Genomic DNA, 11,867 nt, shown 5'->3' with positions numbered 1-11,867 from the left:
CCAACAGCACCAGTTGCACCACAAATAGCAACATTATATTTTTTCATCAATACACCCCTTATTGATAATTTTTAGTCTCTTAGATAGAACATTAGATTAGTCCAAATACATTAAATAAAAGACAATCAATAATAATTAATTGGCTTTTACTTAAGATTGTAGTCCGCATTTCTTAAGAAGGTTTTGCCACTCTTTATCAATATAGTTCTGTATTTCACCTATAATATGAGTGTTTTCTGGTTTGAATAGATGTTTAAATCTACCCTGTTTTTTAAGCCATTCTTCAATTGAAGTTTTTTCTTTAGGTTTATATGTTAATTTCCACTCTTCATTTTCAATTTCATATAATGGCCAGAAATTGCTAGTTACTGCCTCTTTGGCAATAGTGATGGTTAGCTTAGAATCATATCTCCATCCTCTTGGACATGGTGATAAGACATTTAAGAATGCAGGTCCATCAACCTCAAAAGCCTTCTTAGACTTTTTTACCAAATCCTTCCAGTGACTGATTGACGCTTGTGCGACATAAGGAATTTTGTGAGCAGCCATTATATATGTAAGATCTTTTCTTTGTTGTAGCTTTCCAGGAATCACACTTCCAGCAGGACTTGTTGTTGTACTTGCTCCAAAAGGAGTTGCACTTGAACGCTGGATCCCAGTATTCATATATGCTTCATTATCATAACAGACATAAACCATGTTATGACCTCTCTCCATAGCTCCAGAAAGAGCTTGTAAACCTATATCATATGTTCCACCATCTCCTCCAAAAGCCACAAACTTTATATCTTCCTTTATTTTGCCTTTTTTCTTTAGGGCTCTATATGCAGTTTCTACACCACTAATAGTTGACGCAGCATTTTCAAAAGCACTATGAATATAAGGAATTCTCCATGCTGTCTGTGGATATACAGTAGTTGAAACTTCTAAACATCCTGTAGCAACACATATAACTACTGGGTCATCTGTTGCCCATAGAATCATATTTACTACAACTGATGCACCACAACCAGGACAAAGTCTATGACCTGGTGATAATCTTTTTTCCTTCTTTATTATTTCCTTTAGACTTACCAAAATACACCTCTACTTTCTTACTCCAAGATAGCTAACTGGTTTTTCAACTCCACCAATTTCAGCTATTTTTTCTAAATCAGAATAAACAGACCTTATATTTTCTAAGCTTATGTCCCTTCCCCCCAATCCAAAGATATAATTTTTTATAAGTGGTTTTTTATTTAACTCATATAATGCACTCCTAACTTCAATATATAAGGGACCACCTTGAGCTCCAAAAGAACAGGATCTATCTAATACTGCTACAGCCTTTACATTTTTAAGAGCTTCTGCTAATTCAAAATATGGGAAGGGTCTAAATACTCTTGGTTTTATAAGCCCTACCTTTAGTCCATCTTTCCTTAACTCATTCACTACACTTTTTGCAGTTCCAGCTGTTGAGGATAGAACGATAATCATTAATTCAGCATCATCAGTAAAATATTTTTCAATTATAGGTTGGCTTCTACCAGATAATTTCTCATATTGACGACTAACTTCTTCTATTACAGATCTTGCTTTATAAATTGCATCAGCCTGTTGTCTCTTTGTTTCAAAGTAGTAATCAAATAATTGTAGTGGACCATGTGTGATAGGTTCTCTTATGTCTAAAAGAGAATATTTTGGTTTATTTTCACCAATAAAGTTTCTTACCTCGTCATCTTCTAATGTCTCAAATTCCTCAATTCCATGACTTATAATGAAACCATCCAGCATAACCATTACTGGAAGTCTTACCTCCTCTGACTCTGCTATTCTTACTGCTTGAATAACATTATCATATGCTTCCTGAGAATTTTCTGAATATATCTGTATCCACCCACTATCCCTTGCTCCCATACTATCAGAATGATCACAATGGATATTTATAGGTGCCGAAAGAGCTCTATTTACATTTATCATAGTAATTGGCATTCTTAACCCTGAAGCGACAGATAATATCTCCCACATTAAAGCTAATCCAGCAGAAGATGTAGCAGTCATAACTCTAACTCCAGCAGCAGCAGCTCCAACACAAGCACTCATAGCAGAATGTTCACTTTCAACTGTAATTAATTCTGTATCTACTTTTCCGTCAGCAACATACTGAGAAAATGTTTGAACTATTGCTGTTTGGGGTGTGATCGGATATGCTGCTACAACATCAGGATTAATCTGTCTCATCGCCATTGCTACTGCAGTTGTTCCTGCTTCAACATGCTTTTTTACCATCTCTATCCACCCCTCTCACTTATTTCTATTTCCGCTTCACTTGCTTTTGTTTCAGGAATTAGTTCGATTGCGTCTTTTGGACAAATATCAGCACAAATTCCACATCCTTTACAATAAAAATAGTTTATTCCTATCATTTTTTCCTCTTCCATATCTATCGATGCATCCGGGCAGTACACATAACATTGCAAACAGTGAATACATTTTTCCTCATCCCAAATAGGTCTTTGACTTCTCCAATCTCCAGTATTATAATCAGATGCATTTCCAGCTTCCAAAATCACACCACCAATTGGAATTTCCTTCCAGCCTTTCTTAACATTTTTCATATTTTTTATCCTTTCAAATTATAATTATTCTCCTTTAACTTCCTCATATCCTCTTCTTAAGACTTTTATGTTAGCATCTACAATAGAGACAGGGAATTTTTTTGAAAGTTGTTTTTTTACTGCTTTTTCAATATTATCAATATTAACAAGTCCAGATGCCTTAGAAAAGGCTCCAAGTAAAGGTGTATTAGGAATTACTCTACCCAACTCTTCCAAAGAAATAGTATTTGCATCTATAGTGAAAACCTTTCTTTTTCCAACATCCAATGTCTTTCTTATTTCTTTTGGAGATTGTGTTGAATTTATAATAATAGTTCCGTCTGGATCAAGCCCCTCTAAAATGTCAATACTTAAAATTAATGAAGGATCTAACACCAATACAATTTTTGGATTTTCAACATGTGAATGAATTATTATTGGTTCTTTGCTTATCCTGGTAAAAGCTTGGACGGGGGCACCCATTCTTTCTGCTCCATATTCTGGAAATGCTTGAACATGATAACCTTCGCCCATAGCTGATTCAGCTAACATCTTCGACACAGTAACAGCTCCTTGACCTGCCCTGCCATGCCATCTTATCTCAATTAAATCTTTCAATTTATCTTTCTCCCTTTCTACTAATTAAATCTTTCGAAATTTTTATAACAAATTCTTCAGTCTCAAGAGCATCATATATCACTCTGGTTTCAGTTGTATAAATTACTTCTCCACCTGGATTCTTTATAGTTAGATAGATATCTGGCTCCTTATCAAGGAAAAATTCTTTGAAGTCTTCTTCACTGTACTTAATTTCAAAATTACCATTCTTGTCAGTAATTACTTCCCCCAAAATATCATTATAAATTAAATCTTTGTCGACTGCCTTAACTATTAAGTTTGATATTCCATTTCCCGTTTCTTTCTCAATAATTTTTCCATATATTTTGAACTCGCTTCTTTCCTCTTCAATTTTTTCAAATTCTTTTTCTTTCATTATTTTTCTCCTTCATTTTTATTAAATCTAAAACTTTTAAATCCTCATATTATAAAGCTATTTTTATCATTTTTTATTATATATATGGGCTTCTTAATAAAAGTTTTTAAATTATATCTTAAAATAATTAACCTTAATCAATAAAATTATATTATTTCTGTTCTTCCCTCTATTGCTTTCCCCAATGTAACCTCATCCGCATACTCTAAATCTCCACCAACTGGAAGCCCTCTTGCTATCCTGGTAACCTTTATCCCCAAGGGATTTAACAGTTTGGCTATATATAATGCAGTTATGTCACCTTGAATGTTGGGGTTAGTAGCAACTATTACTTCTTTAATTTTATCTTCTTTAATCCGGTTAAGTAGTTCTTTCACTCTAATATCACCAGGTCCAATATTATTTATTGGTGAAAGGGCTCCACCTAAAACATGATATAATCCTTTGAACTGCCCTGACCTTTCTAAGGCTATCACATCCCAGGAATTTTCTACAACACAAATAACAGTTTCATCCCTTCTTTCATCCTTACAAATATTGCAGATTTCCTTATCTGATACATTAAAACAAATCCTGCATTGCTTTGTTTTTTCTTTTAAATCAACTATTGCTCGTGCAAGACTAATTGCTTCCTTTTTCGGAACTGATAATATAAAAAAAGTTAATCTCTGGGCAGTCTTCTGACCAATCCCTGGTAATTTTTTTAATTCATTTATAAGGTTTTCAACTGTTGTTGAGTGGTAATTCAAAACATTCTCCTTTTTAAAATTATTATAAAATCAATATATCTTTAGAATTAATCCATTGACTCAGCATCAAATTCAGCTTTTAATAACTCTACAACTTCATTTTCACTTATCTTTTCTTTCTTAACAGCCTTTATTTTTGGTGTGAATTCTTCTTTCTCCTTCTCTCTAACAGTAAGATGAATGTTCACTTTTCTACCTAATATTTTTGACAAGGTGTCTTGAATCTTTTTAAAATGATCCTCCCTTTCTAATATCTCCATTTGGAACTTTGCTTCTGGTTCAAACTGAATTTCTATTAAATTATCTGTTACTTTAACTGGCATTGCATAAAGCAAAAATGCATGTGTAGGTTTACTTTTTTCTTTTAATTCATCAAGAACTAAAGGCCACAATTTTTGTATAGATTCAAAATTAAAATCAGCTGCTTTCTCTTTTACTTTTTTCTTTACCTTAACTTCTTCTTTTATTTCTAATTTTTCTGATTTATATTCAATCTCCTCTACTCTTTCTGGTTCTAATGCCTCCTTCTCCTCCTCTTCAAAAATTTCCTGTACTTCTTCCTCAAATTTTTCTCCAGTTTCTAAAAACTCTTTTTTCAAATCATCTTCTTTAACCAATTTCTCCTTTTTTTCCTTTTCTAAATGCGAATCAGTAACTATAACTTCTTCCTTTACTTTTAATTCCAAATGATCTTCTAACTCCTTTACCCTGGATAAAAGCCCAGATAAAGTATCATCTAATGAAAGTCTTGTTGCTTTTATTAAACTTATCTCAAGCAATAATTTATTATCAGGTGCCCATCTCATATCCTTATATGTTTGACCGAATAGATCTAAAAGTCTCTGTATTTCTTCTAATTCAAGTTGCTTTGATTGTCTGGTAAAAGCAGCTTTTAAATCTTTTGGAATATAAACTAAATCCATTGTTGTTTTTTTAACATTTTTAGTTATTAATATTCCCCTGAGATACTCAACTATGTCTCCTACTAATTGCCTTAAATCTATTCCTAACTGAGATAATTCATCTATCAGATAAATTAACCCTCCGGTGTCCCTTTTTACAATAAGACCAATAATTTTAAAAAGATTTTTATAATCTAAAACTCCAAGTAAGGATGCCACATCCTCTTCTGTTATCTTCATATCAGTAAATGAATGGAGTTGATCCAGTATTCCAATAGCATCTCTCTGGCTCCCCTTTGAATGTCCTGCAATTAATGAAAGGGCTGATGATAAAACCTTTATTTTCTCCTTCTTGGCAATGTATTCTAAGCGTTTTACTATATCTTCAGGAGAAATTAAATGTAGATCAAATCTCTGACACCTGGATAATATAGTAGGAAGAATTTTATTAGGTTCAGTCGTTGCCATCATAAAAATCACATGAGCTGGTGGTTCTTCTAATGTCTTTAAAAGTGCATTAAAAGCTTCTGTTGTAAGCATGTGAACTTCATCTATAATATAAATCTTTTTTCTTGCTTGAATTGGAAGATAATTAACTTTCTCTCTCAAATCCCTTATCTCGTCAATTCCTCTATTTGATGCAGCATCTATCTCAAGCACATCAATACAATTTCCATTTGAAATACTACTGCAAATATTGCATTTATTACATGGATTGATGGTCATGCCTTTTTTACAATCTAAAGCTTTGGCTAATACTCTTGCAATTGTAGTTTTTCCAATCCCATGAGGTCCACAAAAAAGGTAAGCATGAGAAACCCTATCCTGGCTAATAGCGTTTTTTAATGTTTTTATTATATGTTTTTGACCAACAACTTCTTCAAAGGTCTGAGGACGATATTTATTATATAATGCCTGATAACTCACAAATATTGCCTTTCATTTAAAGTGGTTATTAATAAAAAGTTTATTAATAGAAATATTATAATAACATTATAATAAAATTTATATATAGTTATAATATAAAGTTGATAATATAAAAAGTCCAAAAATATTTTTTTATAATTTTTTATTTCATCAAATTTTTATAAAATCAATTTTCGCCCTTATAAATTTTTACATTTTTTAACTTTTTAATTTTAACACAATAACAAAACAAAAACTTTCTTTTGTTCCAACTTAATTTAGGTTAGATTTGTTTCTCATAGTATACAAATATAGTATACTTGCAGAAATAACTTACCAATAAAACTCTAAATCTTAAATTAAGTAATTATCTTTAATATTTAGTTATTGAAAATAAGATATGAATAATAATTCATGAAGCTTAAAATAAATTTTATTTTTAAAAAATATTGAAATTACAAACTGCTATACTACAATTAAACTATAATATAGAAGATCTCAAAAATTTGTTAATAGTAATATGAAAAAATTGCAACATTTTAAAATTGCTAATCTAAGAAACTTCCTGATAATTTCCTTTCTAATATTAATGATGATGTCATCTCTGGGTCAAATAAAAAACGAAGTCTTTACAATCTCTTATCTGTGGAAAAGTCATGGTGAGAAAATCGTTCAAGGGAATCTGAATAAGACTTATGCAGGATTCGAAAATTTTGATTATTTCCTGTGGTGGTGTGATGAAAAAATTCCAGCTTATAAAAATGTTGCAATTTTATATCCAAGGGAAACACAATACATATATCCAAGAACTGCATATGTTCTTTATCCAAGAAATGTAATCACTATAAAAACAGAAGAAAATAGTTTAGATGAAATCTATGAAGAAATAACTGATAGCTCAGTTAATTATTTGATTTTACTTAAACCATTAGAGAATCTAAAAAACTTAGAAAATAATTTCAAAAATCTTAAGTTAATAGACAGATATAAAGATAAAACTGGTTTCATTTATAAGGTTGAATATATAGTTAAAGATTAACAAGGGAAGTGAAGAAATATAGATATAGGATTGATTTAATTAAGAAATTAGGATAAAAATAAGATTAACTTACAATTAGTAAACTTAACACTGGTAAACCAAATTCTAAATTATGTATATACCCACGATATCGAGATTATTTTTAGGATTATTATTAGTTATATTAAGTGGACTACCTTTTTCATTTATTTTACTACCCTCAAAATTAAAGCAAAATCTTCTTTTTTTGATAACTATTTCATACGCTATTGGGGTTGGAAATGTTTCTTTAGTAATGATGTTAATATCTTTATTAGAGATTAATTTTGCTTTACAAACTATATTATTATTTTTGACAATTATTATTTCAATAGGCTTTTCCATTTTAATTTACAGAAAGGTTCAAACAAAAGCAGTTAAAAATAACCATGCAGTTTTAGATAAAAATTTAGATAGAATTAATAAAAATATAAATGAAAATTCTAAAAGTAGCACTGTCCTTTTTAAAAGACAAAAATTATTAAAAATAATCGAAATCGTCCTACTTGTCTTGATCTTATTCCAAGTCTTAACCTCAATATTCATTACTGTAATTTTTCCAGTTAGGTTCTGGGATGCAATAACCTGCTGGAGTTTTAAGGCGAAAGCTTTCTTTTTAGATAAAACAATTTATGATTTTTACAGTAAACATTCATACAAATTTTCTCATCCTTCTTATCCAATACTTCTTCCACTTCTTCAAACATATTCATATTTCTCTATTGGGACTTTAAATGAAAACCTGATGAAACTGATATTTCCATTATTTTACATATCATTACTTATTGTTAATTATGGCTTTTTAAGAATAAAATATTCAGAAATAAATCCTAAAGTAAACAACAATTCAGTAAAAATCAAAAAAGATAATAGAATTTTAAGGAAAAACTATCCAAAAATAACCTCTTTGTTTTTTACTTTTATACTCTCTACTGTCCCAATTATTTTTGATCATTCATATATTGAGTATACTAACTTAGTTTTTGCTTTTTATCTTTACCTGTCAGTTATGTTTATGATTTTATGGATAAGATTTAAAGATGATAGCTTAAATACTAATAGATTAATAATATTATCAGCTATTTTCGCTTCACAGCTTCCTCTATTAAGATCCGAGGGAATCCTTTTTTTAGCATTTATTTTTATTTTATTTGCCTTTTATTTATTTAAATCAAAAGACCATATATTTAAATCCAATAAGTATGAGAATAAATCTCTACTATTAAAAGAAGATATTAAAATAAATTGGAATCATAAAGATGAGTTTGATTTAGTAATAAGAGATGAAACACTACCTTTAAAAGAGAATAATAAAATAGGTAAGAATCTCTATAAATATAAATTTTTTGAAAAGTATTATAAAAAGTTTGTTATATTGATTTTGGTGTTAATAGTTATGTTGATCTTTATAGCACCCTGGCTATTATTAAAATCCAAATTAAATTTAGGTATATTAAGTGTTGATTGGAATGGTTTTAAAAATTCCATTACTTTTTATAAAGAAAATTTTATTAACTCTATCTCTGGATTATTTAATGAATTTTTGTTCTCTAAATATGATTCAACTACCGGTTTCTTCAAATCTAGTTACTCAATATATTGGATAATAATAATTCTTACTTTTTCTATATTTCCAAAAAAGGTTTTTGGTAAAGAAAATAGAATAATTTTATCTATCATTATATTTTCATTAATTATCTATCTTATAGGTTCATCCTTAGTGCCTGACTTTTTAACTTCCATAGAAAGATATCTGCTTCATATATTTCCAATATCCTTTTACTTAACAATCAACATCCTTAGTGAAAAACTACAATTTTAATAAAAGAATTGAACATTTAGTAGTACAATATAAGAATTAAATTTTCAGATAAATCTTAATAACTTTTGGAGGTAAGGTAAATTGAAATTCAGAAAGATATTAGATGTTTGTATTTTAATTTTATTTTTAGTTTCATTTTTATTCTCTATAAGTTGTGCTAAAAAAGAACAAGCTAACATCTTAAAAGAAGCAACAGAGACTGAGGAAACAACAATAGAAAAGTCAACAATCGAGGAAAAGACCGAAGAGGAGACTCCTCAGTGGAAAGAGATTCTGGATGAAGCAATTAAACTATATGAAGAAGGTGACTTTGGAGAAGCAAAGAAACTTCTTAAAGAAGTATTAAAAATGGATCCAGATAATAAAGTATCTAAAGAAATGATTGAGAAAGCTAATGATTTTATAATGCAAGCAATTGAACATTTTAATAATGCTACTAAACTTTTTTATGAAAAGAAGATGGATGAAGCAATTGATGAATTAAAAAAAGCAATAGACATATATCCTAAATACAAGGAAGCATTAGATATTTTAGAAGAATTAGGATTACTTGAGGAGTTAAATATAGAAAATGAATAAAAATTCATATGTCTTATGTCAAGACCTGGTACTATATTAAATTCCGATTAAATACAATACCAATCCTATTAATAAAGAGAATAGTGTGGTAAATATTTGAACCTTAATCGTATCTTTTATAGAGTAAGATAAAAGTGGTAGTAACCCATGTCCATCTTGACTTAAAGTTGAAACAAGAAGAACTGAAAATGGAATTAAACCCTTTGAATATAAGGTAAGAAATACCAGATGTGGGCCAGATTCCGGAATTATTCCAATTAATGCTGCTAATAGAATTAACAATAATTTATTTTGAGGTAATATACTTTCTAAATCAAAACGTTGCATCAAAAATTGAACTGTCAATAATGTAAAGAAAATCCATAAAAATAGTTGGGGGATATGCTTTTTTAAAATATGATTATATACATGTTCTTTAAAAAAATGCTTTATATTAAATTCCTCTTCATGAATCTCTATAGGACAAGACTCTGCCATTTTTAGATTTATTTTACTGGCAATCTTCTCAGTTATAAAACCACCGATTATTCCAAGTGCAGCACAAACAGCAAAAATCAAGAGTGCAGTCTTTGGTACCATTGCCAACATAATAAAAGCCTCATCACCAGCTGTAGAAAGCATAACTGCCACCAATGCTCCAAAACCTACAAGTCCATGGGAATAAAGAGAAACAACTAAAAATGCATCTATACAACCTGGTATTGCTCCAAGTAAAGAAGATCCTATTATTTGATTTTTTAGATTTTTAATAAGTGATTTCTTTATCTTATCTTCAAATTTTATTTGAAGCCACTCTATAATAATCATTAAAATAGTTATTATTCCAACTATCTTTAATGTTTCAAGAAAAATATTTTGTATCATATTCTAATTAGCCATTAATTTATGTTGGTTTGAAATATTTTATATCAAGTATTGAACCTTCGCGTTCTTCTTTTGTTTTAAAGATAGCTTCAACAGTCATTCCAATCTTTACTTCTTTTGGATCCACTTCACATAACCTGTGAATAAGACCTCCATCTGTACCATCAATTTTTACCATAGCAATAATTGTTGGCTCTTCTTTTTTCGTACCATCTACATTCTCGTAACAAATTGTAAAGGTATGAACAGTTCCTTTTGTTCCCACATCTGTGTAATTTTCTAACCTATTAAAGCATCTCTCACAATATATCTTTGGAGGAACATAAATAACATTACACTTATCACATTTTGTCCCTACAAATTTGGCACTATCTTTAATCTCTCTAAAAAACCTCTCTCCAGCAATTCCAACAGTGTAGATATAATTAAGAGGTATTTTGCCTTTCCATGATGTCATATCTATATTTTTCGTAATCTTCTCAGTTATTCCCATATTAACTTTACCTCCTATTCAGGTTTGAAATATTTAATATCAGTTATTGCACCTGTTCGTTCTTCAGGAGACTTCCAGACAGCTTTAACTCTCATACCACTTTTAACATCTTTTGGATCAACTTCTCCTATTAAGTGAAGTATTCCCATTCCTTCAGAAGCTCCATCGATCTCAATTACTGCTGGAATAAATGGTTTTTCTCCCTTCTTAATTCTACTTGCATCCCAATGCACATAACTTATCGAGAATGTGTTTATAACCCCAGTATCTTTCACATATACCCATTCATCTGTTGGTCTAAAACATAGCTCACAGAACATTCTTGGAGGTATCATTATTCGACTACATTTGTTACATTTCCTTGTAATTATTTTCCCATTTTTTAGTTCTTTAAAATACCTACTAATTGCTACTCCATCATCCCAGGCATATTTTAGATTTGGTTTCCATGAAGTAGTAAGAACCTTCTTTTCTTTTATGTCACTACTTCTAAGAGCTGTGCCCTTAAAATCAAGTTTTTTATCATTCATATTGTTAACCTCCTTAAACTCTCATTACTACAACAGTTCCAACTTGCATTAAATCTCCCCAGGCTTGAGCCAAACCTACTTTTGGCTTACCGGGCACCTGTCTCTTTCCAGCTTCTCCCCTTAGTTGCCAGAATATCTCACAAATTTTCATTACACCGGCTGCAGCTATCGGATTACCAACACCCAATAATCCACCTGATGGACATATAGGCAGATTACCATCTCTCTGTGTAACTCCTTCAGCAGTAAGTCTGGGAGCTTCGCCTTTACCACATAACTGAAGTCCTTCCATATGGTGAAGTTCTTTATAATCAAATGGGTCATATGGCTCAGCAACCTGTATTTCCTTACTTGGCTCTTTTATTCCCGCCATATCATAAGCCATTCTTGCAGCT

Annotated in this window: 14 protein-coding genes; 3 read left to right on the top strand and 11 right to left on the bottom strand. The window is 30.3% G+C overall.

The window, feature by feature from the left end:
- Positions 1–150: 150 nt before the first annotated feature.
- The 7 genes from KKC53_02125 to dnaX form a co-directional block, all read right to left on the bottom strand.
- A complete protein-coding gene (locus tag KKC53_02125; protein ID MBU2597969.1) occupies positions 151–1,077 on the bottom strand; it encodes a pyruvate ferredoxin oxidoreductase in 927 nt (308 codons plus the stop codon).
- A 9-nt stretch (positions 1,078–1,086) separates the two neighbouring features.
- Positions 1,087–2,268, bottom strand: coding sequence for a pyruvate ferredoxin oxidoreductase (gene porA / locus KKC53_02120; GenBank protein ID MBU2597968.1), 1,182 nt, complete (start codon positions 2,266–2,268; stop codon positions 1,087–1,089).
- 2 nt (positions 2,269–2,270) lie between these two features.
- Entirely contained in the window at positions 2,271–2,597 is a 327-nt protein-coding gene (locus tag KKC53_02115; protein ID MBU2597967.1) for a 4Fe-4S binding protein, read from the bottom strand.
- Positions 2,598–2,621: 24 nt separating this feature from the next.
- Positions 2,622–3,194 (bottom strand): 2-oxoacid:acceptor oxidoreductase family protein, encoded by a 573-nt coding sequence (locus KKC53_02110; protein ID MBU2597966.1) that lies wholly within the window; start codon positions 3,192–3,194, stop codon positions 2,622–2,624.
- A 1-nt stretch (position 3,195) separates the two neighbouring features.
- Positions 3,196–3,570 (bottom strand): hypothetical protein, encoded by a 375-nt coding sequence (locus KKC53_02105; GenBank protein ID MBU2597965.1) that lies wholly within the window; start codon positions 3,568–3,570, stop codon positions 3,196–3,198.
- Positions 3,571–3,716: 146 nt separating this feature from the next.
- Positions 3,717–4,319 (bottom strand): recombination mediator RecR, encoded by a 603-nt coding sequence (gene recR, locus KKC53_02100; protein MBU2597964.1) that lies wholly within the window; start codon positions 4,317–4,319, stop codon positions 3,717–3,719.
- A gap of 47 nt (positions 4,320–4,366) precedes the next feature.
- Positions 4,367–6,148 (bottom strand): DNA polymerase III subunit gamma/tau, encoded by a 1,782-nt coding sequence (dnaX, locus tag KKC53_02095; GenBank protein ID MBU2597963.1) that lies wholly within the window; start codon positions 6,146–6,148, stop codon positions 4,367–4,369.
- A 499-nt stretch (positions 6,149–6,647) separates the two neighbouring features.
- Here dnaX and KKC53_02090 point away from each other — a divergent pair, with 499 nt between their 5' ends.
- The 3 genes from KKC53_02090 (at position 6,648) to KKC53_02080 (ending at position 9,585) form a co-directional block, all read left to right on the top strand.
- The gene (locus KKC53_02090; protein MBU2597962.1) at positions 6,648–7,166 is read left to right on the top strand and encodes a hypothetical protein; all 519 of its coding nucleotides are present in this window, start codon (positions 6,648–6,650) and stop codon (positions 7,164–7,166) included.
- Between the two features lie 112 nt (positions 7,167–7,278).
- On the top strand, positions 7,279–9,006 hold the full coding sequence (locus KKC53_02085; GenBank protein MBU2597961.1) for a hypothetical protein: 1,728 nt from the start codon (positions 7,279–7,281) through the stop codon (positions 9,004–9,006).
- Between the two features lie 81 nt (positions 9,007–9,087).
- Positions 9,088–9,585, top strand: a complete 498-nt coding sequence (locus KKC53_02080; protein ID MBU2597960.1) for a hypothetical protein — start codon at positions 9,088–9,090, stop codon at positions 9,583–9,585.
- Between the two features lie 36 nt (positions 9,586–9,621).
- Here KKC53_02080 and KKC53_02075 read toward each other — a convergent pair whose 3' ends face one another.
- The 4 genes from KKC53_02075 to KKC53_02060 form a co-directional block, all read right to left on the bottom strand.
- The gene (locus KKC53_02075; protein MBU2597959.1) at positions 9,622–10,449 is read right to left on the bottom strand and encodes an arsenic efflux protein; all 828 of its coding nucleotides are present in this window, start codon (positions 10,447–10,449) and stop codon (positions 9,622–9,624) included.
- 19 nt (positions 10,450–10,468) lie between these two features.
- A complete protein-coding gene (locus KKC53_02070) occupies positions 10,469–10,942 on the bottom strand; it encodes a Zn-ribbon domain-containing OB-fold protein (GenBank protein MBU2597958.1) in 474 nt (157 codons plus the stop codon).
- A 14-nt stretch (positions 10,943–10,956) separates the two neighbouring features.
- Positions 10,957–11,472, bottom strand: coding sequence for a Zn-ribbon domain-containing OB-fold protein (locus KKC53_02065; GenBank protein MBU2597957.1), 516 nt, complete (start codon positions 11,470–11,472; stop codon positions 10,957–10,959).
- A 13-nt stretch (positions 11,473–11,485) separates the two neighbouring features.
- Positions 11,486–11,867: thiolase domain-containing protein (locus KKC53_02060; GenBank protein MBU2597956.1), on the bottom strand; the 382-nt coding region annotated here is incomplete at its 5' end.

Source organism: Actinomycetota bacterium (genome assembly GCA_018830725.1).
Classification (GTDB): Bacteria; Actinomycetota; Humimicrobiia; order JAHJRV01; family JAHJRV01; genus JAHJRV01.
Note: the sequence above shows the minus strand (reverse complement) of the source record. Positions and strands in the feature narration are given on the sequence as shown.